Raw genomic sequence first — 26,378 nt, 5'->3', positions numbered from 1 at the left:
ACCCTATAAATCTATAAAATTTCTAAGAGAAATTATAGAAAAGAAACTCTAAGATTAAGAATTGATTTCTCAAAACCCAAAACCCCCACCGGCTAGGATGAGGGTTTTGGCCGCATTATTTTTTCAGATAGAAACCTACAATTTCTTTACCTGTTTTGCTTTATCCTTATCAACTTCCATAATGCTGATAGCATAACCTCCACCAGGCACAGAAACCTGAGAAAGTTTAGACCTGTGATTTACGCGTACTTCTCTGATCTCATAAGACTGAGGATGGTCTTTGTAGTGTGCATCCTTTCCATCAGAATATATAGTGGCGATATAATCTTTGTCTTTGTCCAGGAAGTCAAACGAAATATTGGAAATGCGTTCTTCATTTCCGTTTACGTTTCCAACAAACCAGTTATTCTCTCCTTTTTCCTTTCGGGCGATTGTGAGGTAATAACCAGGTTCAGCCTCCAGGTAGATACTTTCATCCCAGTCTAAAGCCACATCTTTGATGAACTGAAAAGCATCGGGGAATTGCTCGTAATGCTCAGGGAGATCGGCTGCCATTTGCAGCGGAGAATACATAGTTACATACAAAGCCAGCTGATTGGCAATGGTACTATTCACGTGGGAGTCGTTATCAGGATTTAATTTACTGATGTCCATTTCAAAGATACCCGGGGTGTAATCCATTGGCCCTCCTATTAAACGGGTAAATGGCAGAACGGTCACGTGGTTAGGTTTAGAACCTCCAAAAGCCTGGTATTCGGTTCCACGCGCAGATTCGTTAGCGATAAGGTTCGGATAAGTTCTCGCAATACCGGTGGGGCGCACAGCCTCATGAGCATTTATCATTATTTTATAATCTGCCGCTTTTTCCAGGGCATACTGATAATGGTTTACCAACCATTGAGAATAATGATTTTCTCCCCTGGGTAAAATATCTCCCACATATCCACTCTTTACCGCGTTGTAACCATGTTTATTCATAAAAGCATAAGCAGTATCCAGGTGACGTTCATAATTCCTCACCGAAGAAGATGTCTCGTGGTGCATGATCATTTCCACACCCTTGCTTTTGGCGTAATCTCTTATTTCTTCAACATCAAAATCAGGATAAGGAGTTACAAAGTCAAAAACATAATCTTTCGAATGTCCAAACCAATCCTCCCAACCTATATTCCAGCCTTCCACAAGAACCCCATCAAAACCGTGTTCAGCAGCAAAATCGATATGCATTTTTACATTTTCGTTATTAGCTCCATGGCGCCCGTTGGGTTCTGCAGCATCAAAATCGGTTTCGCCGAGTTTTACCGCGGTAAATTCATCGGTATAGTTCCATGAACTCTTCCCGGTGATCATCTCCCACCAAACCCCGATATACTTCATAGGTTTGATCCAGGAAGGATCTTCTATGGCAAGAGGCTCGTTCAGGTTATAGGTGATTCTTGATCTCAGAATATCTTTGGCATCATCGCTCACCATCACAGTACGCCATGGAGATTGAGTTGGGGAAACCAGGTATCCTTTATCTCCATTCACATCTGGAGTTAACCAGGATTCAAAGATCATCTTCTCGTCGTCCAAATTAAGATGCATAGCGGCATAATCGATAAGTGCGGCCTCGTGGAGATTGATGTAAATTCCGTTATCAGATTTCATCATTAAAGAGGTTTGCACCCCGGTGTTGGAGAAAGATGTTTGTGAAAGATTGCCCGTAATGGCCTTTTCCATTTGTCCGCGTATCTCCGAAAGTTTTGATTCTATGTAATCGTATTCCTGGGTATCGTAATCTCCCGGAATCCAGAAAGCCGTATGGTCTCCCGCCATAGCAAACTGAGTTCTCTCTTCTTTGATCACGAAGTGCCCCAGCTCGTTTTGCTGCGGAAATTCATAACGAAAGCCAAGTCCCGTATCGAACAATCGAAAACGCAATACCATTTCTCTGTTGGTTTCAGCTTGTTTGAGTTTTACTTCAAGCTCATTATAATGGTTTCTAATTTCCTTTTCTTCTCCCCAAACCGGCTCCCAGGTTCCATCAAAATGAGAAGTTGCGGTATCTTCAATGCTGAAACCGGCTAGAAGAGAATGCTCGTCATTCTTTAGTTCCAATCCCAACTTACTTGTTTTTATAACTTCCTGTCCTTTATAATTTAGACTGTAAACAGGGGTACCATCTTCCTGCAGGCTAAAATTCATTTCAAGGTTGCCGTCCGGTGACTGCAGGTCTTGTGCCAGGGTGGTGGTAACCGCTACCAGCCAAAGGCTTGATATTATCAAAAATCTTTTCATTTTATTTGTTTTGGGGATTATTTTTCAATTTCAATTAGCTGTTCTTTTTTGGTGTCGGGAAATTTGAGGTAAAGTATATTGTTTTCCTTATCAAAGCTATGACCTTCCTCATTAAAATCAGAATTCCAATTTTCCTTTAATTCTGAAAGTGCTTTACTACTGAGTTCTTTTCCATTAAGCTGAATTTTTCCCGGCTCCTCTTCTAAATGAACTTCCAGCCAGAAATTTCTTTCTTCAGTTTCATATCCTGAAGTTTCAGGCGTATTGATCTTAACTGAAATCGCTGAAGCGCCCGGCACAGCCTCTATTTTCGTTTTAGAAAATTCGTCGTTTTTATAGCCATTGGTTGTTCCGTCGTCTTCATAAATGGTGAATTCCGAAGCTTTATTGGAAGGAAATATTTCCAGGATCATCGGGGCGTTATCCATAGCGCCTATATAAGGCATCACAGGCATTTTCGGAATTATGGCTCCTGCTTTTACAAAAAGAGGAATCCTGTCCAGTGGAGTATCATAATCTATAAACTGCTCTCCGGAAAATTTCTGCTGCGGATCGTTATAATCTATCCACTCTCCTTTGGGTAAATAAATCTGAGTAAAAGTGATGCCCTCTTCTACTACCGGCGCCACTAAAAATTCTTCGCCAAACATGAATTGTTCGTCTATTTCATAGGTCTTCTCATCGGTAGGATACTCCAGAAAAAGGGGTCTCATAATAGGCAGGCCGGTATCATAGGCTTCCCGGGAATATGTATAAAGATAAGGGTGCAATTGGTATTTAAGTTCAATGGCGGCTTTTGAAATTTTTTCAGCTTCCTCGCCGAAAAGCCAGGGTTCCACAGCGTTGTTACCTTCGTGATGGGCACGGCTTAAAGGATTAAAAATTCCAAACTGAAGCCAGCGAACATAAAGTTCAGAGAACTCTCCGTAATCCTCAATATCTCCACAATATCCTGAAATATCGGTGGCCCAAAACGGGATAAGCCCAAGTCCTGCAGATAATCCAACCGGAATTTGATTGGCAAGGTTTTCCCAGCCGGCTGTTACATCACTTCCGTTGCCGCTGTCACCACTCCATCCAAAAGTATATCGCTGCATCCCGGCATAGGCTGCACGGGTCATCTGGAACACGCGCTGGTTCGGATTTCTTTTCTCAAATTGCTCGGTCACCACGCGATCCCACTCCAGTCCGTACACATTATGGATCTCATTGTGCATTCCTTTGTGATGTTTTATATGCAGGCGATCGGTATCTTCTTCATTGCTCCAGGCAGGTTCACCCATATCGGTCCAGAAACCTTTCACCCCGTCATCAAGCGGTTTCTGCTGAAGTTCTCCCCACCAGTCGGCTACTTCGGGTTTGGTGAAATCTACCACTCCCGCATTTCCGCCCCATGGCCAGGGCATGTCGTAAGATTTTCCGGTGCGTTCATCCAGCGCGAAATAGCCTTTTCCATCGGCTTCTTTCCATTGTCCTTCGGTAGATTGCGAGACCACAGGATCCTGGGAAATAATCACTTTAAATCCATCTTCGGCAAGATCAGTAAGCATTTTTTCAGGATCATCATAGCGGTCTTCACGCCAGTCAAAACTCTGCAGTCCGTCTACCCAACCAATATCCTGGTAAATTATGTCATTGGGAATTTCCCGCTCCCGGTATTCCCTTGCAATTTGGCGGGTAAGTTTTTCATTGGTAAGCATACCCCGACTCTGGGAAAATCCCAGCGCCCAGTTTGGCGGCATGATAGGCTGGCCGGTAAGTTTGGTATAACTACCAATGACCTCCTTATGGTTTTTTCCGTAAAGGAAGTAGTAAATAAAAGGGCCATCAGGTGCGGAAAAAGAGAAATGCTCTTCTGAAGATTCCCCGAAATCGAATTGGGTTTTATAAGTATTATCGAAGAAAATTCCGAAATTATAGGTGCTCAGGAAAAACGGAATGCTTTTATAAAGTGGATCTTCCACATCAGAATAACAGGGTTTGTCGCTATTCCACATGGTATAAGAATTCCCCCTGCGATTTAGCGGTCCGGTTTTTTCACCCAATCCAAAAAACTGTTCATCTTTTCTCAGTATCTTTTTTGCAGTAACTCCGGTACCTTCTGTGGTATAGGCTTCTTCAGCAAAATCGCCCATCACCAGCCGTTGGTATTTATCAAAAATCTTCACGTTAAAGGGTGCTTTTTCAACCACTACCCTAAGATCTCCGGTGAAGATCTCGAAAGCAGCATTAGATTCATCTACATTAATGGAAAATCCGGGATCGAACTTCTCATCGATTACCGCGAAGGACTCATTGTTTCTTTCAAATTTTCCATTGGGAGCATACCAAAATTTAATGTTTTTGGCATCCAGGAATTCCAGTGAGATTTTTGCTCCTGCATCACATCCAAAAACCACTCTATTACCTTCCTTTTCAAGTATTTCACTGCACTCGCTACTGAAGTTTTCCTGAGAAAATCCAAGCGCAAAAAACAACAAAAAAACAGGGGTAATTATTAATTGTATCTTTTTCATATTCTTTTTCATTCTGAAGCTGATTCCTCTTCTCAACCTGGAAAAGAAAATATGAATAAGCCGGACACCCGCGTTTATTCAGATGCCCCGGCTAATTTCAGCTTATTATATTAATTGTACTCTACCACAATCATACTCCAATACTCCAGGTAAGGCAATCTCACCAAAACCTGTCCGTTACGCGGGCTGAATTCGATTTCCATGGAAGCTCCTCCTTCAAAATCGGGAGAGGCAAACCATACTTTTGAGATATCGCCTGTTTCCTGCAAATTCACTAACAAGTTGTTTATCGGAGTAGGACTGGCCTGATTTCCTTCGTTGTCTCTCCAGTTCATGGTGGTAGCCTGTGAAAAGTTTAGCAGGTGAATAACCTGTTTGTTACCGATGCGTTTTCCGGCCACAGCTACATTGGAAGCTTGCGGAGGCCAGCTGCCAAAATTAACTTTCCCGTCACCTGTAGAAACATCGGGATAATTAAAGTCCCCTCCGTCACGAAGCAGGTTTTCATAGGCGGTCATAAAGTCGTAATATTTTGTCACCCTGTCCTGAAGATCACGGCTCATAGAGAGGTTGCTGTTAGGGAAGTATTCCTTGCCCAGCATATGCTCCCCAAGTTCAAGGTGAGCCCCACCAAATGCAAAAATCACAGCATCGGTAAGCAGCACTCCCGGAGTATTGAACTGGCCGGTATTCTCAGCCAGATCATAGTTCATATAAGCTGCGAGTACTGTTTGCTTTTCGTTATTGGAATACTCATAATTATCAGTAATCACCTCAGTCAGGTCTCCGTAGCTGTTTGCGCTCCAAACTTCAGTATAAAGGAAATCTACCTCTTCGTTGGCAATGTTTTCCTGTGCATACTGATCTACGGCATTCATCACCATACTTTTTTCAGCATCGTCCTGTTTCATCTCATCGATAAAATTTCCAAAGGCATTTGGAAGATCTACACGGTTTCCGCTATAATCATAAACATCGTCCCTGCTTCCAAGCTGGTCAATATGAAAGCCGTCAAAAGCCAGGTTCTCGTACACCAGATCGTTTTGATCTTTCAGGTACTCCAGCCAATCAGGATTAGACGGATCGGTTAAATAAATGTCACTGATAAAGGGCGGTTGAGGTAATTCGTGCCTGTCTTTACGATCCTGATTCCGGTCGTTATAAAGGAACCAATCTTCACCAATTCCGTAGTCTTCATAGTCGTCAAGAGCACCATAAGCCAGGTTGTAATACATCGCTTTCATATTATTCTGATGCGCCAGGTTGATATAATCTTCGACCGTAGAAAAATAGATTTCTCTATCAATTATATCCCTCCACATCTCTTGCGGGGAACCATTCTCCATGGCCAGAGGTGCGTGAGGTTTATAGTGCCAGTCGTAAAACTGAAGTCCGTTGATATGATACCTGTTAAGGTTAGAAATAATTCCCTCCTTCTTATCATCGACAATATCCCCGAATTTTGAAAGAAAACCGTAGCGTGGAAACCGCGCCCAGTCTGAAGATACATCAATAGCTACAGTACCCAGTATCACTTCTTCCCCATCTTCATCTTCGGAAAACACCTCCAGCATATAGCCTCTGAAATCGTTGGAAGGGGGCGTCCAGGTCCAGGTTTGCGAAGAAAGATTTTCCTCATCAACTACCTCATTCAGGTGCTTATATCGCACCATTGCATTGGAAGGAAACTCATCAACTGAAATTTCCACTTCTTCCCCCGGATCATATCTTGCCTTGTCGGTACTAAGAAAAATCTCGGTAACCGGCTGTTCGCCTCCATTACCCGAATTTTCCGGGCCGGTAACATCATCATCTTTTTCGCAGGAAACCAGCGCTGCTAAAAACAGCGCCAGCATCCCCGAAAATCTTTTGATTTTATAGATCATTTTCAATTTTCTATTGTGCTTCAATACTGATGGTCTCAGCGTCAAGATCTACCGTTATGATATAATCTCCGGCTTCGCCTTCCCGAAGCTTCCATTTATTGTCGGGACCGTCACAGCCTTGTGTATAGATAAACTCGGTGTTTGAAATCGACTGCCCGTTTGAAGCTGAATTTATCCATTCACCATCACACCAGTCTCCCTTAAATTTGGCTATTTTGAATTCGCCGGTTGCATTTTCTTCGCCAAGTGGCCCTGTATAAGTATAAACACTTCCACTTCTTTCCATTGGCTCAGGATTGTTGATATCCCAACCATTAGGACCGCCATCTCCAACTATGTAGAGATTTACCTGCTCTATTTCCACACTTTCGTCGCGGGTATTCACGGTAATCTTGTAGCGGCCTTCGGTTTCTTCGGTTATTCTCCAGGTATTATCTACATCACAACCGGAATTCTGTTCCACATCGGTATTGGTGATGTCCTGCCCTGCTTCGAGCGGTCGGTACCATTGCCCACACCAGTCGCCCATTGGTCCTGCAAAAATCTTCATATCACCGGGGCTAAGGGTTCCTTCATATTCAAAGATGAAAGGATCTTCTTCATTTTGTTCAAATTCAGCCGGATCATCAACGGTCCAGCCACTTTCGGTGCCGTCTCCCACAATGTATAATTTACTGAATGGCGGATCGTCTACGGTTGTAACAGAAATTGTTCCATCAAGGAGGTTTGCTTCGATATTATAAACCCCGGCTTCGGTTATTTCAAAAGCATCATCAGGCTCATCATCTGAGGTTCGGTAGAAAAGGCTGTTTTCGTCTTCACCCATGTTATAAGAAGGAAGGAATTCACCTAAAGTGGTGATGAATTTGAACTCCCCTTCATTAAGGCTTCCGGTGTATTCGAATACGGCTTCATCTCCCTGCCTGGTCATTTCAATAGGATTATTAGCATCCCAACCGTTTGGTGAGGCGCTTCCAATCAAATAAAGTTCTTCAGTAAGTGGCTGATAGGTGGTGGCGGTAAAATTAACCACGTCTACCTGGTCCATATCTTCTTCACCTCCCACACTGGCAGTAATTCGGGCTGTTAAATCAACCGAATCTCCAGCTTCAACGCCGTAGGTATTCTGTAAAATATCGTTTAAGACTCCGTACCGAAGCGAAAAATCGTAGGTTTCTTTGCCGAGTTCGTATTCCAGTGGAAAGGAAAAGTCATTTTCCTCAAGGTCAATTTCCAGGGTGTAGAAAATCCCCTGATTGGTCCCGTAATTTGTTCCCGTAGACCAGATAAATTCCAGTTCCCGGCTTTTATCTTCTTCAGAAAGGGCTACCGATTCTTCTGAAATACTTAGTTGCAATTCGTTATCTATATTCTCAAAAGATGGGTCGTAAAGATCATCACTATCACAGGATACACTGAAAGCAGCAGTACCCAGCAATACCATCCAAAGGAATAAATGTTGAAAGTTTAAATATTTTTTCATGTTCATTTACTTTAAAGTTAGTAACCTGGGTTTTGTGAAAGATTCGGATTCCTGTCAAGCTCAATTTGGGGAATTGGGAACAGCAAATGTTTTTCTGAAGCATTGTTTTTCCCTATCGAGTGAAGGAAATCCAGACCATACTGCCCGTTATTTACCCTGATAAGATCTAACCAACGCTGACCTTCAAAAGCGAGCTCAATTCTACGTTCGTGGAGAACTGCATCCTTAAATTCTTCCTGTCCCAGTCCCTGGGCGACATCCTCAAGACCGGCGCGGTTTCTAACCATATTCAGGTAGTCTTCGGCTTCATCGGTACGGCCAAGTTCATTCAAGGCTTCAGCTTTCACCAATAATATGTCGGCATAACGTAAAACCGGGAAATTAAGCGGACTATTATCATAAGCCGAAACTACGCTAAGCGGCACTAAGAATTTCCGCACATTGTATCCGGTATGTGAATAATCACTGTCATATTCTTTTCCGTCAAACTCCGGTCCGCCTTCATAAAGAATAGTGACATCTTTTCTCAAATCTCCGTCCTCATAAGAGTTCACGAATTCTTCGGTAGGCTGGTTCCACCCGTAACCTCCGGCAACAAAATTTGCTCCCCTTGGCCCCATGAACGGGCTCGTCCAGGAAGACTGGTTATCGTTACTCCAGAAATTCTCCCCGGCATCATCGGTATACTGAACTTCAAAAATAGACTCTATTCCATTTTCATTGTCTATGCTAAAATTATCAGCATAGTTTTCATTTAGCGCATAGCCAAGGTTTTCCACCTCGGTTGCTGCGTCTGCAGCCTCCTGCCAGTTGCCAAGGCTAAGATGTACTTTGGCAAGCAATCCATAAGCGGCAGCCTTTGGTACTCTTCCAAGATTTTCGCCGTTATAGGTGGATTTCTGCGGAAGCAATTCAGCAGCTGCGGTCAAATCGTTTATAACCTGCGCATAGACTTCTTCCACCGGGTCTCTCTCCGGCAGCAGATCATCATCTGAACTCTGCGGCACGGTTACCAAAGGAACATCCCCAAAAAAGGTTGCAAGGATATTGTAATAATGAGCTCTTAGGAAATAAGCTTCGCCCATTGACCTGTCGCGAATATCTTCGTTGATTTCCATAGTTGGCGCAACATCTAAAACAATATTAGACATTAGAATTCCCGGCCATGGGCCACGCCAAAGGTCAAGTGCCCCGGCATTATCGGTTGAAGTTACAAAGTTGGCCATATTAGTGGTTTCTATACCATCGGTTCCTCCACCGGCACCTACAATGCTGTTTCCGGCGATGATATCAGTGGTCCACATCCTCATATTGTAAAGTTTTGGCCATTGCATTGGCTGGTATGCACCGTTTACAATGGTCACCAACTCATCGGCTGTTGCCGGATAGTTTTCGGTATTGATTGAATCCAGGGGTTGCCTGTCCAGGAAATCATCGGAGCATCCCGTGATAACTGCAAGAGCAAGCAATAAAAATATTTTATAAATCTTCATAGTTTCTTCTTTTTAAAATCCAACATTAACTCCTAACAAGATAGTCCTGGTAACGGGATAGTTGTTATTATCTATTCCGTTTGGACCTACTTCAGGATCAAATCCTGAATAGTCGGTCAGAGTATATAAATTCTGGCCTGAGATATAAACACGCGCCGAGCTTAATGCATTCTCAGCAAATGTTTCCACCGGAATATTATAACTCAGGTTCACGTTTCTTAATCTTAAATAAGAACCGTCTTCAATATAGCGTGTTGAAGGGCGGGCGTTATTGTTAGGATCTCCAAAAATGGCACGAGGCATGGTGTTGCTGGTGCCTTCGCCAGTCCAACGGTCAAGAACCGCGGTAGACTGGTTACTGGTAACGGCCATACCTTCAGTAAAAATTCGATTTGCGTTAAAGATGTCATTTCCGTAGACTCCCTGAAGGAAAATATTAAGATCAAAATTCCCCACTCGGAAAGTATTATTAAAGGAATATGTGAAATCGGGGTTTGGATTACCAATAATGGTACGGTCATCGTCATTAATCACTCCGTCATTATTTAAATCCTTGTACCTGATATCTCCTGCTGCGGTACTGGTAGCAGGATCATTTCCGGCAACTTGCACGGCACCATTCTCTACTTCCTCCTGGGTTTGGAATATTCCATCCTCAACAAATCCGTAGAAAACATTCACCGGATAATTTGGCTGAATTCTGGCTAAATTATAATTAAGCCCAATTCCACCGGTTGTCATTGGCGTATCGCTGTTAATATTCATTACCTCGTTATCGTTATAAGTGAATACGAAATCTGAGGTCCAGCTAAAGTTTTCCTTTTCGATATTTTGCGTGGTCAGCAATACTTCAACCCCCTGGTTCCTAATCTTTCCTGCATTAACAGAAGGCACAAATACATCAGAATAACCCGAAGTTACCGGCACCGCCATAGGTACGAGCATGTCTTCGGTATCTTTTCGGTAAAGATCGAGGGTTAAATCAACTCTATTGTCGAACAAAGTGGCATCCACACCAAAGTTGTATTGTTTCTGGGATTCCCACTGCACATTAGCATTGGGTAAAACCGTAGGAACAGCAGCTGTTACCAGGTTTCCGTTGAAATTGTATAGATTGGTATTATAGGAAGAGGCAAAGGCATAGTTTCCTATCTCCTGGTTTCCGGTAATACCATAACCGGCACGAATTTTCAGGTCGTTGATATTTTCTGAATCAACTAGAAAATCTTCTTCTGAAAGTCTCCATGCTGCCGAAGCCGAAGGGAAGGTTCCGTATTTATTTCCTTCTCCAAATCTTGAAGAACCATCACGACGAACGGTAGCAGTTAATAAATATTTACTACGGAAATCAAAAGTACCGCGTGCAAAATAAGAGAATATCGCCCATTCTGATTCGGTTCCACCAATTTCCTGCTGATCCGTTCCGCTATCCAATTGCTGGGTCGATGTACTGGCGAAATTCTGAATCGATCCACCCATGGTCTTAAACCTGTTCTCCTGGGCACTGGTACCCACAACCCCGGTAAAACGACTCCCGTCATCAAAGCGTTTTTCGTAGGTAAGGGTATTATCCCAAAGCAGGGTTATGCTCCGGTTAGAAGATTCTGACAAAAATTCGTTTTGGCCAATATGCGCATCCCATTCATAGGAAGGGGCCCAGGTTCTCCCAAACCAGAAGTTTGTCTCTCCCCCAAAGAGGGTTTTAAAGGTGAAATCTTCAAGAAAATCTAATTCTGCAAAAACAGATCCCTGAATATTGTAGCCTTCAGTAGAGTTATCTACAATATTTGCTTTACCAATTGGGTTCTCTATGTCTCCGTAATACAAAGGATGGCCTAACGGTCCTGAGAAATCACCGTCTTCGCGATAGATTGGATTAGTAGGAAGTGAAAAAATCGCGTTGTTGATATTAGTATCTCCACTTTCCTTTTGATCATAATTCATTTTCAGGTTATTCCCAAAACGAAGATTATCGTTGATCTCTGTTTCACTGTTAAACTGGAAGATGTACCTTTCGTAATCATTATTGATAATGATACCTTTCTGATCAAAAGCATTCAACGATGTATACACCTTAGTATGTTCATTCCCGTTGCTGAAGGAAACAGTGAAATTGTTTTGCCTTCCGGTTGTGAATAAGGCATCCAGCCAGTCTGTACCTTCGCCAAGCGAAGAAGGATCAGCATATTCAGGATTTGTTTCATATCCGGCATTGGAGAGCATTTCATTATTAAATTCAGCAAACTGACGGGCATTTAAAACGTCAATCATATCGGTAGAATGCTGAATCCCTGAAAAGGCTTCCACATTAAACTGCCCTTTTCCGTCTTTCCCGCTTTTGGTGGTAATGATTACCACCCCATTTGCTCCACGTGAACCATAAATAGCAGTGGCCGAAGCATCCTTCAAAACCTGCAGCGACTCAACATCCTGCATGTTCACCTGATTTAATCCGCCATTTAGTGGCACTCCATCTACCACTACTAATGGGTCGTTGTTACCAATAGTACCAATTCCCCTAATCCTGATGGTGGGATTTGTACCCGGAGCACCTGAGGTAATTACTTGTACCCCGGCAGCCCTACCTTGCATGGCATCACCAATGTTTGACGCCGGCTGTGATTCAATATCACCCAGATCTATAGAAGAAACAGATCCTGTTAGGTCTCGTTGAGTAGTCTGGCCGTAACCAATCACTACTACCTCCTCAAGGGCGTCGGCGTCTGATTCCATCACGATCTCAACTTCTTCGGAAGTAGCTTCAAACGTTTGCGTTACAAAGCCTAAAAAACTCACTTCCAGTTGAGCGTTTTCACTCACGACAAGCTCAAAATTTCCGTCAAAATCGGTTACCACTCCATTATTGGTTCCTACTTCTACTACTGATGCACCTGGTAGTGGAATTCCAGTTTCGTCGAGAACAATCCCGCTAACGGTAATATCAGAACCTTGTGCCCCTGCAAAAAGCGGAAGGCAGAAAAGGAGCATCAACGTCACTTTGGCCCGTAGTCCTCTAATTCTTAAAATTTTAAATTCATTTCGCATTTGCTAAAATTTAATGTCTGTTAAAAAGTGTATGTGTCAGTTAATGATAACACCTCAAACTTCGAAAAAATCAAGGACTCCTTTTAGGTTTTTAAAAATCCATATAGAAAAATTCAGGATTAAATAAAATATAAATTGCTGATTACTAGGATTATAATACAAATTATATATGCAGAAATATATAGAAAATAAGAGGTGTTATAAAAGAAGATTAGAGCTTAAGAGTGGTATTTTCGATTAGTTTATCGTCAAAATCCTTTTTATCCAACCGCGATTTTTTTCTAATCTTGGTTTTATAAGTGTAAATAGAGTTCACTGAATATCCCAGGATTTGCGCAATGATTTCGTTGTGTTTAATTCCGAGTCTTATCAAGGCAAAAATGCGGAGTTCTTTATTAAGGAGTTGACCTTTTTTTAGAGTAATTTGTTCCTCGGGCTTAAGAAGGGAATTAAACTCCTCAATAAAATTTGGGAAGAGTTTAATAAAGGCTTCATCAAAATTCCTCATCAGTTTTTCCTTTTCGCGTTTCAGGTTTAAACTGCTGATAGTATATTTAAGTCTCTTTAGGTTCTCCTCATTAAGATCTTCTTCTATTTTCAATTTGAATTCCCTGAATTTTTCAAAAATATCGGCATCCTGGGTAAAGAAAAATCCAATGTATTCTTCCTTGATCTTGTTGGCCTCCTGTAACTGTGCATTTAATCGGTTAAGTTGCTGGTTCTTTGATTCTACCTCCTCATTTACCAAAATGATGCGTTTATTGGTTTCTTGCAGAGTATGGTGTGCTTCTTCAATGGTTTTACGAGCCTTTTTCATCTTAATCACCTGGTAGAAAATGATAACTGCCAGCCCCATAACGAAGATCAGGAGGAAGGTTACAATAACATTTTGCCGGTAAAGCGCTTCCCGTTGCTTTTCAACCTTTTGCACGATTTGTTCTTCAATTATTGGCAAAATAGCCCCAACACGAATTTTTCTTTGCTGTGCCCCATAAAAAGAGGCATCTTCATTGGCCTTTCTAATAAAAGCTGAAGCCATATCTGTTTTTCCTCGTTCAAAAGTAAGTTCAGCCAGCCTTATCATAGCTAGGGTTTCTTTTGTAGAAGTTCTGATATCGGCAATAGAGGCTTTGGAAAAATGAAAAATAGCTTTTTCTTTTTCGCCTAACTGGAAATAAATATCTCCCATGCTGTAATGAACCAGAGCCTGATCCCTTAATCCCAATTCTTGCTCTAAAAGCGATTCAAAAATCTGCAGGGCCGCCCTTGGGTCACCATGCTTGTATTCTATAAATCCTTTTAAAAACGAGTTAAAGAAAGTACCTTCTTCTGCAAGCCGGAGTGCCTGTTCGCGATAATTTTGTGCCGTTTCCAGATATTCTAAAGCAAAGAAAGGAAGCGCATTATATTCTGCCATTTCGTTGTAAAGCCGCCCAGCCAGGCCAAAATAAAGAGAACGGGTGTTTTCGGGTATTTCCTCGGGGGATATAGTTTCCAGAAAATCAAGTGCTTCTTTATACATTCCGGCAGAAACACTTACGTCTGCCAGATTGACAACCGCAGTAGCCTTTAAAGGAAGGCTATCCAATTGATCTGCCAAACTTCGGATTCTTAAACCATACTTAAAGGCGGAGTCTTGTTTAAAAATCCGGTATTCATTAAAAAGTTTGAGGTTGAGTTCATACCGTTTTTGAAGTTCCAGAGAATCAACATTGTTAAGCTCATTTCTTAAATTCTCAATGCGATTTACCTTTTCCCGGTCATATTCCTCAGCTTTTTCAATGTTTTCAAGAACAGCATTCAGGGTTTCCTCCTCCTGACCGAACAAAGAAATCGAAAAAAAGAAAAAACAAGATATCAGAAAATTAAAAAAAAATTTCATCGTTTTGAAAATTCAAAAGAAAGCTCCGGCAAAAATAAATTTTTCAATATATCAAAGATATAACCCTATCAGTAAAGTTTGGTATCATGCCAGTTTTTCTTTGTATATGGAAAAGCAGAAAAGGAAATATTATTTTTTTTGGTTTCTTTTCCACCCATTCTCAAATTCATTTTTTAATACCCCCTTATTCCTTAATTTTCTCATATTTTTGTAGGCATCCTAAACTAAAAAATTATGATTCCTGTAGAGGTATTGGAAGACTTTGGAGCCAAACGGGTTGAATACCCCAAGGGGGAAGTCATCTTTTCTGAAGGCGAAAACGCAAATAATTACTACCAGGTGATTTCGGGAGAAGTAAAGATGAATAATTTCAATTATGATGGAAAAGAATTTGTCCAGGGAATGTTCTTTAGCGGGCAGAGCTTTGGAGAGCCGCCCTTGCTGGCCAATGTAAAATATCCTGCCAATGCCGAAGCGATAACCGATGCCGTACTACTGAAACTTCATAAACTAAAATTTCTGGATCTGCTTTCCTCACATCCCAAAATTCACCTGGGCCTGACTAAAACCCTGGCCAGCCGTCTCTATTACAAAGCCATAATTGCTTCTGAACTTTCTACCCAGGAACCCGAACACCGCATCCTACGCTTACTGGATTACCTGAAGAAACACGTACACAAATTGCAGGAGCCTTTTTCATATAAAGTAGATCTCACCCGCCAACAAATAGCCGATCTAACCGGGCTACGGGTAGAAACGGTTATTAGGGCTACTAAATCTTTGGAAAAAAAAGGGGAATTACAGATAAAATCAAGAAAGGTATTTCGCTAAGCTTTCGTTCTTAATTTGGTTAGCAATATCCAGCCTATCCCGATTGGGAAGAGGCAACTTCCCGCGAAAAGATAGACCGCAAGATCTTCCGGTAATTGCCAGCGCTGCCACATCGCCAAACCACGATAGAGCAAAATAAGTTCGGTTATTACAAAGCCCGAAAAGAATATCCAAAAACCAATTTTCGAAAGTCTCATCAATTTAAAATGAATCAGTAAAGCGAAGAGAACCGGACTTATCAATCCCAGAAAGATCCAGTGCAGGTAAGCAATTACGAAATCGGGGGTTCTATAGGCCAGATCGGCAAAATATGGCAGGGCAGATAACAACTGCGCAAGGAGTTTTACAACCAACACCCAACCGGCAATAACAAGAAGTTGCTTCGAAAAAGGCATGATGACACTTCCCAGACCGGCGGATTTCAGGATGCTGTAAAATTTCAGAAACACGAATAGCTGCAACACCGCCCCTATTCCAGCCAGGTTATAAAATATAAGATTTGGTTGTGTCCATAATACAGAGAGAAAAAATGTGAGCACGATGGCTATATTGATGAAGATAAAAAAGCTTTTGAAATCCCTGCGGGAGATTTTCAGCTTATTATTTTCAGCAATAAAAAAAAGCATCCCACATAAAGCGAGTACAAACCAGGCATTATACTGAAAATGCAGATAGAAATAAATCGCCAGCTTATACCAGATAGATGTGCTTCCCAGGGCACTCATAATTCCGCCAAGAGCCCAGGGGCCTATACTGGAAATAATCATATATATGAGCGATGCGCGTATGCATTTATAAGAGAAACGTGATTTGAATTCTACTGGAGTCTTCGTGAAAACCATCCAGGCAAAAAAGTAACTGGCGACAAGAAAAAGCGTGGAAAAAACTATAGAGAACAAGGCATATCCCTGGAAAGGAAAACTTAGCAACATCCCCAGGATCGTGAGCTGGGTAAACCAGAAGATTCTTCGGTAGACCTTATCTATACCGGCATCTTTAAGAAAAAGAATATAAATAAGACTGGTGAGCCCCACATAAACCCAACCCAGCAATGCTACGTGAGAATGCGTATGCACCATAAATTTATAGGTGGCAGGCACATCGGCGAAGAAAAACAACCTTAAAACCACACCCAGAAGGGCAACCAGGAAAAAATATCCTAAGGCCAGGATGATATGCTTTCTTATGGCGATCATGTTGATTCGCAAGATAGGAAAATTAGCATCGCAAAGCTGAATCTCTCAGCAGGACCGGGCATACGTATTTCAGTCCTTTCGATGGATAATAATTAACCTGGATTAAATTCGATTTCGGATAACTTAGGTAACATTTAAAGTATAATTCAGCTTTGGGTAGGTCGTACCGGGAAGACAAACAAAAAGGCTGCTCCGGGGCGACAGGTTTATTGATCGATACTATTGGGGCAGTAAAGTTTTATCAATTTTTTATACCTGTGAGCCACGAAACAGCCGGCTTGCAATCACTAAACTAATCTTAAAAACGTTTCCATTTCTTCCTGAAACACAAGAAGCATAATGGGTAGTTCCTCAAAAATGGCTGCTTCAAAGCAAAGTATTCCACTTTGAAACAGCCGGCTTGCAATCACTAAACTAAATCATCACTTTCTTTTCCAAGGCTATGGCTTTGGGAAAAAGTATATTATTTTCAAGATGGATATGTAAATACAAATCCTTTTCAAATTCGTCTAATTTTGAATAGAAGGCCTTATAAGTGTTACAGGCTCCTTGCGGCGGAGTGAAACCATCACTCAACTCTGCTATTTTCCTGATAAGGTCTCCTGCACTCTCATGTTCCTCCTCCATCATCTTTACCGGGCTACTGGCATTACCAAAAGGCGGACGCTCCAGCTTTGTTCCTTCTTTTTCAGCTTTTACCATCTTGTTGATAAAGGGAAAAAGAATTAGTTCTTCCTTCTTCAGATGGGTTTTTATTTCTCCGGCCAATTGGTGAAACAGCTTCTCTATTTCCTTAAGTTCGGGATGTTCACCTGCGTGAGAACGCACTACCCGATCGCAATAATTCAGCATCATCGGAATGCTTTCTTCCACGTATTGATGGTGGACATTAACTATATGATCAGATAGGAAATCCAGTTCCCAGGTATTATATTTATACTCCCTGCTACCATTGTTGTAGGCATTAAGCAAATCTCTCTCAATATCTTCAAGGCTTACTTTTCTCCTCTTACATGCGGTTTCAAGTTTCTCTCCTCCTCCGCAGCAGAAATCAATTCCGTATTTCTTAAAGACATGAGCATTTTTTATGTTGTCAGTAACTAACTCTGCTACTGTCTTATCTTTTATGGTATTCATATTCCTTGTCTAAATCACGATGTAAATATCACATCTTAACAGGGGAAATTATATGAGCGCAGTCATAAAAGGAAAGTTTTCTAAAAATCTTTTTTTGCAGCGATCCTCTTTATTCTCCAAACGGGAAATATCACCCAGAGAATAAGCACGACAATAGAGGTAAATGCCCCCAAACCTGTTCCGAAAAACTGCTTGAAGACTGCACCGGTATAACCCAACAAAGCTGAAATATCCAGTTTCAGCAGGATAAGTATCCTGGAAAGATCAATGGGGTTAAGCATACTCGCCACCAGGGAGAACTTATCCAGCGGATAATCCTGGAAGTACACCAGCGATAACAAAAAGAGGCCGTCGTAAACCACTGCCAAAAAAAGCCAAACCAGGATTGCCAGGCCAAAGCCTTTTATCTTGTTCTCATGGGACAATGCGATATTAAAGGCTATAGCGGTAAAAATAAAGGTGAGAAAAACTCCTGAAATCAAAAGAGAAGCAAAATCCCAAATCGCACCAGACTGGAATAGGCCGTATATAATAAATGGCAAACCTAATCCAAAGATAAGGCTGGCAGACAGAGAAATAGCCACGCCCAGATATTGACCTAAAAATATAGAGCTTCTTCTTACCGGTTGTGCCAGGAGGAGCTCTGTGAATTCCCGAGAATTATAAAAGTACATGACTCCGAAGATAGTCCCGATAAGAGGTACCAGGATAATAATGACATTCATTAGCGTGATTACCGCATTGGAGAGATCATTGTTCAAAAACAACAGCACTACCCCTAAAAGCAGGTAAAAAAAGAAATACACATAACTCCAGCGGCTACGGGATAGATCGTAAAAACTATATTTTAATATTTTAAGCATGGTTCTCGGTTAAGATGTTGGCAATGGCGTGTTCGAAATCTTTTTCTCCTGTAGAGGTTTTTAGCTCTTCCACGGTTCCATTAAAATAGATTTTGCCTTCCAGCAAAAACACGATCCTGTCTGATATTTCTTCAACAAAACTCATAATGTGCGAGGTGATCAGGATAGTTTTCCCTTTTTCTTTTTCTTGCTGAATAAGCTTCCGCAGGCGTATAAGTGAAACAGGATCCAGCCCGGATGTGGGTTCATCCAAAATAATTAACGGACTATCGAACATAAAACACAAGACCAGGTTTACTTTCTGCTTGCTCCCTCCCGAAAGATTACTAAGCTTTTTATCCAGAAAAGGTTCCAGTTTAAAGAGATCAATAAGTTCCCGGTCCCGCGCTACTTTTCCGCGCAGGTCCTTGATCATATCAATAAGTTCCTGAACCCTTAGGTTGCCGGGGAAATTGGCGATCTGTGGCAGGTAATCTATATCTTTACGGTAATTCCAGTGTTTTTTTACTCTTTGACCATTAACTTCAATTTCTCCCTTTTGGGGTACTACCATCCCAAGGATACTTTTTATAAGCGTGGTTTTCCCTGAGCCGTTTGGCCCTAATACAGCTATTATCCCGCTTTCGGGAGTTTGAAGGTCAAGCCCATTCAGGACAACCAGGGAACCGAATTTTTTATGCAGATTTGTAATACTTACCATTGGATTCTTTTCATTTGGGGTTGTTCATCGATAAGATCGGCCGGTGTAAAAATAGGAGAAACTTTCTCTGAAAAGTCCAGCATATCTATAAACATACTTCTTAACAGAACGATTGCCTCCGGAGTTCTGTTCACCAGGTAGGAGAAAAGAGTTACCGGCCTGAAAGGCACATCCCCTATCCCATCTTTATCCAGGTCGTAGCCAGAATAGCCGCTCCAGTAATTATTGTTGAATTTGTTATCATTAAGCCTCCCGGTGTAGGCTACATCAAAGGAGTTGTAAAGGAAGTTATTCCGCTCAAAAATATTGTCGTAAACAGCACCGCGAATCCTAATCGCATAGCCGTTGTTCTTAAAATCGTTTTCGATATAATTTATTCGGTTGGTATTATCGGCACTAATAGCTATAGTATTATCCTCAAAAATATTATTTTTTAATTCTGAATCGTTTATCTCCTTCAGCAGAAGTCCGTAGGAGGCGCTGCCCCAGTTTTTTCTGAACTGGTTATCCTGCATATCAATAAATTTGGAATACATCACTGCTACTCCGGCTCCATTATTCTCGAAGATATTGCCTTTATAAAGGTCATTGTCTGAAAACATAAAATGCAGTCCATAACGTAAGTTATCTTTACAGAGATTGTCAATGATCTCAGAATTATTCACAAATTCAAGGTAGATACCATCCCTTAAACCAATTACTTCATTATTCTTTACGGTTATTTTTTCCGATTTCCATATATGCACACCATTTCCTGAAGTAGCCTGGTCTTTAGCATTACTGGTAACTTTATTCCCGGAAATAATTCCTTCTGAAGATCTTTCTAACAGGATACCAAAAAACACCTGGTCCAACCTGTTGTTCTTTACCTCAAAATTTTTGGAGTTTGAAACCAGGATACCAGCAAAGTCATTAGTATGGCTCCTTCCTACATTGATAATCTTTAAGCCTTCAATAGAAAAGTTTTCTGCTCTTATGCTTATTGCTGTGCCTTCCATTTCGGCGTCTATCACCGGGAGACCTTCCCCGATGATTGTAAGAGATTTATCGATAATGGTGATATCGTGTTCTTTATAGGTACCGCTTTTAATCCTGATAACATCACCATTTTCGGCCATGTCTACGGCAGCCTGAATGGTCTTTACCTCACAACTTTTACAGACCTCGATCTCCTGTGCATGAATGCTTGTTGTTGCAAAACCGAGCAATAAAAAAAGAATAAATAATCTTCCCATGTTATTGGTAACTTGTAGTTAATGAATCGGTTTGAAGGAAATGGGTCTTTAATTTTTCCCAACTAAATGTTCCTTCAGATCCATCATTAATCACAGGACTTTCTTTTTTAAAAGCAGCCAGGTTGCCGCCCATAGGAGATTTAATACTATCGTTTATAACAAATCCGGCCTTATTTACATCTATCATAGTTCCCGGTTGCTCAAAATTGGCAACCAAATTTACGGCCATATCATAATTATGCTGAAGCTGGTCGTTAACCATGCATTCTATAGCATCATATTTATATTGCTTCCCTTTTTGACTCACTGCCTGCGCCGAATAAGCCTGACTAACAATCGTCATCTCGCAGAAGTTACAGTTATCGTTGCCGTAGTCTATAGGTTGGGGTTCACTGCTGCATGCGGTGAACAGCCCCAGCACAAAGAGGTAAATTATCTTTTTCATAGCTTTAATTTTTCTTTAGCTCTTACCTTTTGGGGATTTTTTTCCAACCCACCAGGCGACTAAAGTTAGTAACATTCCTGCAAACATCAAATAGGCACCTGCTTTAGGATAGGAATGCGCGGTAAAGTTAAGAATCTTTTGAGATCCGAAGAGTGGAGGTTTATAGCTTAAAGGGTTGCCTTCAGAGTCGGTTAACTTCATAATGGCTTTAGGATCAAGATCAGTTCCGTAGTCTGTAAGCCAGTTATTAAAATCCATCATTCCTAAAATGCCTAAAACGGTCATTAATATGAGCCAACCTAAGAACCAGTTTGGACCTATAACTTTAAAGAAGCCCAGGATTCCCAGAAGGACACCTAGACCGGCCATTCCACCTATTACCAGAGGGAAGACATTAAATTCCCACATTTCTGCAGGCTTAGGGATCTTTTTCATCCCAATATAGTGGTTTATACCATCTATATTCTGAATATCAAATTCTTCTTCGCCCTGAATTCCACTTATATAAATATTCATCCCCAGAGGATCTGGATACTGTGGCGCTTCCAGTTGTATGTTCCAGAGTGGATAGATAAACAGGCCAAGCAGTAAGGCTGAACCTATTACCATTAAAATTCCTGATTTTTTCATTGTGAAGGGGATTTTTAAAAGAAGGCGGGTAAATTTTCCATCCACCCGCCTTTCTCAATCTAAAAACAACCAGTTTTCAACTAAATAAACTAATTAATCTCTTCATCATCCAAAGTCCATTTCAATGGCACATTTGAATTCTGGCCAGATACTCTTACGTATCCCTGCATTTCCTGATGAAGAGCTGAACAGAAGTCGGTACAGTAAAATGGCCATACCCCTTCTTTTTTGGGTTCCCAGGTAATTGTTTTGGTTTGTCCGGGCATAATCAAGAGCTCAGAAGTGTTTGCACCAATCATAGCGAAGCCGTGTGGTACATCAAAATCCTGCTCCAGGTTAGTAACGTGGAAGAATACTTTATCTCCAACTTTAATACCTTCAAGGTTATCTGGTGAGAAGTGACTTCTCACTGTAGTCATATATACGTGAACTTCATTACCATCACGCACCATTTTTGTCTCAGACTCACTGGTAGCGGCATATTCGTGCTCATTCTCATCCAATCTGTAGATTTTTTGAGACTTAGATTTAATCATATCTGCAGGAATACCGGCAGCATAGTGAGGCTCTCCGTGAGTTGGAAAGTCTAACAGAAGTTCCATCTTATCTCCGGAAATATCATATAATTGTGCAGAGTGTTCCAACTCAGGACCTGTAGGAAGGAAACGATCTTTAGTAATCTTGTTCATAGAGATCATATACTTTCCGAAAGGTTTTCTTGAGTTACCTCCTGGAATCATATTGTGACCCACAGAGTAGTAACTTGGCTGTCTGTCAAGCACTTCCCAGGTTCCCAATTTCCATTTAACAACTTCAGAGGAGATAAAGAATGTAGTATAGGCGTTTCCTTCTCCGTCAAATTCGGTATGCAGTGGTCCCAGACCTCCTTCTTTAACAGTTCCTGCAAGTGTAGACTCGAAGTTAAGAATTGGAATTCCGTAAGCATCACCCTCATAATCTTCATTTTCAATTGCAGTGATCATTTTAGAAAAAGAGTGAACAGTAAGGTCGGTAGAAAGTTTACCATTACCCACAATGTACTCTCCTGAAGGATCTACATCACAACCGTGAGGAGATTTTGGAGTTGGCATAAAGAATACGGCTCCTTCTACTTCTCTTGGATCTACAGTAAGAACTTTATCTTCCATCGTGGAAGTAGCAGTCTGGGTACTATGATCAAAAACATTATGTGCATATTCTGCAGCGATCTCTTCTCCACCTCCATTTTCTACATATTCCTGGATCTTTTTCCAGTTTACAGCAGCAATGAAATCTTTATCATTCTGAGAAGCGTTAACTTCCTGCAAAGTGTGAGCTTCTTCGGTGTTATAAGTGGTAAAGAAGAACCACCCGTGAGAATCTCCACGTCCAGGATGTGAAAGGTCGTAGTTGAATCCAGGCATTTTTAGCTGGAAATCAATATTCATCCTTCCATCATCGCCAACAGCGATAAAAGTAAGTGGGCCTTTAAAGTTACCTTTCATTTCATTGATAGGCATATCCTTTTGTGGATAAGGCACGGAGAAACGAGTTCCGGCTACCACATATTCCGTATTTTCAGTAACAAAAGATGAAGAGTGGTTTCCTGCACTGTGAGGAATCTCGATAATCTCTTCGGTCTCAAAAGTCTCAAGGCTAATACGTGCTATCCTTGGAGTATTGTTCTCGTTGATGAAAACCCAACGTCCATCAAGTTCTCCGTTAGTTTGAGAAATATCGGGATGGTGAGCATCTCCCCATGGCACGAATCCATATGAGGTATTTAACATTGGGACTGTTTCTTCAGAATACCCATAACCATTAGTAGCAAACTGAGAAAAAACAGGAATTTCCTTCAACATTCTTCCTGAAGGTAAACCGTATACGGTAAGATTACCACTGTATCCTCCGGAAAGGAATGCATAAAATTCATCGTGCTCCCCCGGAGCTACGTAAACACGTTCTGCTGCATTAGAGGTGATGGCTCCTGATTTCTCATCAGAAGACCCACCATTGCCACATGATTGGATAAATAGTCCCAGAACACCCAGGACCGCGATTTTTAAAATATTCTTCATTAGATTGGATTTTTAATTTATTGTTTGAAATTGGATTGATTATTCTTTTGGTAAAATGACGTCTTCAACTACGTGTACCCATCCGTTACTTACTTTAACGGTACCGATAATTTTAGCTCCACCCACAATAATATCATCTCCTTCCTTGCTAACATCTACATTTTCTCCGGAAGCCATATAAAGGGTACGGCCTTTTTCTATATTTTTCTCAAGCATATCAATTGGATAATTGCTGGGCGCGACATGATTTTTAAGGATATAAGCCAGTTTAGACTTATTTTCAGGTTTTAACAGATCTTCAACGGTACCATCAGGGAGTTTATCAAAAGCTGCATTTGTTGGAGCAAAAACCGTAAGCGGACCTACATTTACCAGAGAGTTTTCAACCCCTGCAGCTTCAACTGCGGCAACCAAAGTTGTATGATCCTCAGAGTCCATGGCCAGGCGTAAGGCATTTGGGGTAGCACTGTCATCATCAATAAAAGCCTGACCTCTATTTGAAGCAGCATCGTTACTTGTTTCGTCAGCTGTGGCAGGAGTCTCACTCTCATCATTGGTGTTATCCTTACATCCAATAAGTACTGAAGAACTTATTAGCAGGAAAATCATCATTAAAAAGGGAATTGATTTCATCATTTGTTGGTTTGGTTAGATTTATTCAATTAAAAAGCTAATTCATTGCGAATTTATAGCAGAAAAGCTTAGAAAAATATGAGAAGCATCAGTTTTTCTCATCATATTGTCTAAAGTATTCAAGAATTGCCCTAGCTTCATCTTCAGCGAGTCCCTGGTTAGCCATTACCGCCATATTCGATTCAATCAAAAGTCTTTTAGCAATAGGATCTTCTTTTATCATCTGTTCAGGATTAAGAATCATGTTCATGATCCACTCAGGAGAACGTCTTTCAGTTACACCAGCGATTTGAGGACCTACAAATTTCTTGTCCATCTTATGGCAGGCAGAACACATATTTTTGAAGATATCTCCTCCCTTTGCAGCCATATCGGAATCAATGTCATCATCAAGAGAAAGGTTGTCTATAGGGCCAATTCCTTTATTGGAAAGATCATCTCCACTATCGGCCTCTGAATCCTGGGAGGCAGACTTTGCTTCAGGAGCAGGTGCCTCCTTGTAGTCGTCTAAACGAATTTCATCTTTTTCTTTTTTCTCTGAATCTCCACAAGAAAACATTAGCAGCATTGCTGCAAAAATTCCAGTTGTTTTTAGCAAACTTTTCATAATTATTAGATATTTAATTAGTTGTAAAATTACCGGGTATTACCCTTCTATTTTATGACTTAAGTCATATACATATGAAGGTACAAAAATTTAAGAAGATGATTATCTTACCTTAGCTACTGAAGTAAAAAACTAATATGCAAGAGGTTGTGAATATTATTGTACCTCTCTCCATAGCCTTTATAATGTTGGGGATAGGTTTAGAACTTTGTTTTAGGGATTTCAGGAGGGTCTTCACTCATCCCAGGCCAGTATTAACAGGCTTGGGGAATCAGTTAATACTTTTACCTCTACTTACGTTCGCTCTGGTTTACTTCTGGCCTATGGGTAAGATATATAAGGTCGGTTTCATGTTACTGGCGGCTTGCCCCGGTGGCACTGCATCTAACCTGGTAACAAAAATGCTAAAGGGCAAGGTCGCACTATCAGTTTCCCTTACAGCTTTCAACAGTTTTATAATAGTTTTTAGCATTCCTTTTGTGATGCAACTAAGTTTCCTTCTACTGGGAAGTGATACTAAGCAGTTCGAACTTAAGTTTACCGATACGATGCAAGATGTTTTTCTAACAGTGATTTTACCAATAAGCCTGGGAATCCTGCTGAATGAATATTTTGGTCATAAATTCACAGATAAATTCCATCAGGCATTGAAGTATATTCTTCCGGGCATTATGTTAATAGCCTTCTTAGCGGTAATCTTTTTTGACGAATCGCAGCAGGAAGTAAATTATCTGGATCACATTAATCTTTTTATTCCTCTTTTTCTGCTGAATTTTATTACTATCGCAACCGGTTATTTCAGCTCCCGGCGTCTCCACCTGGAACATAAAGCTGCATATACGATCGCCATTGAAATGGGGCTGCAAAACAGTGTACTGGCATTGTTTATCGCCAACCAGATTTTGAAGGATAAAGACCTAAGCCTGGTTGCTGTACTTTATAGTAGTTTTTCCTTAATCACCACATTTTTAATCGCCTGGGGAATAAAGGTTTATTTAAACAATAGAATAAAGAAAGTAGATTAATAAAAGAGTAAGAATTAATTATTTACTGAAAACATTTAGTCCCAGAATTATTAATGCCCCCCCTTTTGAATACAAGTGCTTGCACGCAGAGTGAAAAGCTATAGGAATGAATCCCGCTTCGTAGCGGGACCTACATAATATTCCAAAAAAAAGACCCTTACAAATTAATGTAAGGGTCTTAAAAGAAAGGCGGCGACATACTCTCCCACAAATAGCAGTACCATCTGCGCTAACGGGCTTAACTTCTCTGTTCGGAATGGGAAGAGGTGAGCCCCGTTGCCATAACCACCTTAAGTCTTTGAGTGTAGCATAAAGACCCTTTCGGTCTTTATCTACCTCCTAATGAGTTGACATATTTAAGAAACAAAAAATAAAGAAGTACTGCGGTCAAGCATTCAAGTCCCCACACCCTTGCAGGTGTGGGAATCGCATCA

Annotated in this window: 19 protein-coding genes and 1 rRNA gene; 2 read left to right on the top strand and 18 right to left on the bottom strand. The window is 41.1% G+C overall.

The genetic code is table 11. The features are described 5' to 3' along the window. Positions 1-135 precede the first annotated feature (135 nt). The 7 genes from BM266_RS09090 to BM266_RS09060 form a co-directional block, all read right to left on the bottom strand. The gene (locus tag BM266_RS09090) at positions 136-2,280 is read right to left on the bottom strand and encodes a glycoside hydrolase family 97 protein (RefSeq protein WP_093408626.1); all 2,145 of its coding nucleotides are present in this window, start codon (positions 2,278-2,280) and stop codon (positions 136-138) included. Positions 2,281-2,297: 17 nt separating this feature from the next. After that, a complete protein-coding gene (locus BM266_RS09085) occupies positions 2,298-4,796 on the bottom strand; it encodes a glycoside hydrolase family 31 protein (protein ID WP_093408840.1) in 2,499 nt (832 codons plus the stop codon). Positions 4,797-4,906: 110 nt separating this feature from the next. After that, positions 4,907-6,682 (bottom strand): endo-dextranase, encoded by a 1,776-nt coding sequence (locus tag BM266_RS09080; protein ID WP_093408623.1) that lies wholly within the window; start codon positions 6,680-6,682, stop codon positions 4,907-4,909. A gap of 10 nt (positions 6,683-6,692) precedes the next feature. Further along, entirely contained in the window at positions 6,693-8,165 is a 1,473-nt protein-coding gene (locus BM266_RS09075; RefSeq protein WP_175494784.1) for a SusE domain-containing protein, read from the bottom strand. A gap of 17 nt (positions 8,166-8,182) precedes the next feature. Further along, the gene (locus BM266_RS09070; RefSeq protein WP_093408619.1) at positions 8,183-9,658 is read right to left on the bottom strand and encodes a RagB/SusD family nutrient uptake outer membrane protein; all 1,476 of its coding nucleotides are present in this window, start codon (positions 9,656-9,658) and stop codon (positions 8,183-8,185) included. A 12-nt stretch (positions 9,659-9,670) separates the two neighbouring features. Continuing rightward, positions 9,671-12,703: a SusC/RagA family TonB-linked outer membrane protein gene (locus BM266_RS09065; protein ID WP_093408616.1), complete on the bottom strand. Its 3,033-nt coding sequence runs from the start codon at positions 12,701-12,703 to the stop codon at positions 9,671-9,673. A 211-nt stretch (positions 12,704-12,914) separates the two neighbouring features. Then, entirely contained in the window at positions 12,915-14,585 is a 1,671-nt protein-coding gene (locus tag BM266_RS09060; protein WP_093408614.1) for a DUF6377 domain-containing protein, read from the bottom strand. Positions 14,586-14,819: 234 nt separating this feature from the next. On the opposite strand from BM266_RS09060, the gene BM266_RS09055 reads away from it, so the two are divergent. After that, positions 14,820-15,416, top strand: coding sequence for a Crp/Fnr family transcriptional regulator (locus BM266_RS09055; protein WP_093408612.1), 597 nt, complete (start codon positions 14,820-14,822; stop codon positions 15,414-15,416). Here the strand turns inward: BM266_RS09055 and BM266_RS09050 are convergent. The 10 genes from BM266_RS09050 to BM266_RS09005 all read right to left on the bottom strand — a co-directional run bounded on the left by BM266_RS09050 (position 15,413) and on the right by BM266_RS09005 (position 24,919). Then, complete coding sequence (locus BM266_RS09050; protein WP_139220615.1) at positions 15,413-16,624, bottom strand: hypothetical protein; 1,212 nt, start codon at positions 16,622-16,624, stop codon at positions 15,413-15,415. The genes BM266_RS09055 and BM266_RS09050 overlap by 4 nt on opposite strands. 402 nt (positions 16,625-17,026) lie before the next feature. Next, positions 17,027-17,749, bottom strand: coding sequence for an iron-sulfur cluster repair di-iron protein (gene ric / locus BM266_RS09045; RefSeq protein ID WP_093408607.1), 723 nt, complete (start codon positions 17,747-17,749; stop codon positions 17,027-17,029). Positions 17,750-17,829: 80 nt separating this feature from the next. After that, positions 17,830-18,612 carry an ABC transporter permease gene (locus tag BM266_RS09040; RefSeq protein ID WP_093408603.1) on the bottom strand — a complete coding sequence of 261 codons (783 nt, stop codon included), beginning with the start codon at positions 18,610-18,612 and terminating at the stop codon, positions 17,830-17,832. Then, complete coding sequence (locus BM266_RS09035; protein WP_093408601.1) at positions 18,605-19,312, bottom strand: ABC transporter ATP-binding protein; 708 nt, start codon at positions 19,310-19,312, stop codon at positions 18,605-18,607. Before BM266_RS09035 ends, BM266_RS09040 begins: the two co-directional genes overlap by 8 nt. After that, a complete protein-coding gene (locus BM266_RS09030; protein WP_093408598.1) occupies positions 19,306-20,547 on the bottom strand; it encodes a nitrous oxide reductase family maturation protein NosD in 1,242 nt (413 codons plus the stop codon). Before BM266_RS09030 ends, BM266_RS09035 begins: the two co-directional genes overlap by 7 nt. 1 nt (position 20,548) lies before the next feature. After that, positions 20,549-20,992: a nitrous oxide reductase accessory protein NosL gene (locus BM266_RS09025; protein ID WP_093408596.1), complete on the bottom strand. Its 444-nt coding sequence runs from the start codon at positions 20,990-20,992 to the stop codon at positions 20,549-20,551. 15 nt (positions 20,993-21,007) lie between these two features. Continuing rightward, positions 21,008-21,622: a hypothetical protein gene (locus tag BM266_RS09020; protein ID WP_093408837.1), complete on the bottom strand. Its 615-nt coding sequence runs from the start codon at positions 21,620-21,622 to the stop codon at positions 21,008-21,010. 89 nt (positions 21,623-21,711) lie between these two features. Beyond that, complete coding sequence (nosZ, locus tag BM266_RS09015) at positions 21,712-23,679, bottom strand: Sec-dependent nitrous-oxide reductase (protein WP_093408593.1); 1,968 nt, start codon at positions 23,677-23,679, stop codon at positions 21,712-21,714. A 39-nt stretch (positions 23,680-23,718) separates the two neighbouring features. Further along, on the bottom strand, positions 23,719-24,312 hold the full coding sequence (locus BM266_RS09010; RefSeq protein ID WP_093408591.1) for a fasciclin domain-containing protein: 594 nt from the start codon (positions 24,310-24,312) through the stop codon (positions 23,719-23,721). An 88-nt stretch (positions 24,313-24,400) separates the two neighbouring features. Continuing rightward, positions 24,401-24,919 carry a c-type cytochrome gene (locus BM266_RS09005; protein WP_093408588.1) on the bottom strand — a complete coding sequence of 173 codons (519 nt, stop codon included), beginning with the start codon at positions 24,917-24,919 and terminating at the stop codon, positions 24,401-24,403. 137 nt (positions 24,920-25,056) lie between these two features. Between BM266_RS09005 and BM266_RS09000 the strand changes: the two genes are divergently transcribed. Further along, positions 25,057-25,944, top strand: a complete 888-nt coding sequence (locus BM266_RS09000; RefSeq protein ID WP_093408586.1) for a bile acid:sodium symporter family protein — start codon at positions 25,057-25,059, stop codon at positions 25,942-25,944. 184 nt (positions 25,945-26,128) lie between these two features. Here BM266_RS09000 and rrf read toward each other — a convergent pair. Beyond that, positions 26,129-26,237 (bottom strand): 5S ribosomal RNA (gene rrf / locus BM266_RS08995). Positions 26,238-26,378: the final 141 nt, after the last annotated feature.

The organism is Salegentibacter flavus, assembly GCF_900115145.1.
Classification (GTDB): Bacteria; Bacteroidota; Bacteroidia; order Flavobacteriales; family Flavobacteriaceae; genus Salegentibacter; species Salegentibacter flavus.
The sequence above is the reverse complement of the archived record's forward strand: the minus strand, read 5'-3'. Positions and strand labels throughout refer to the sequence as shown.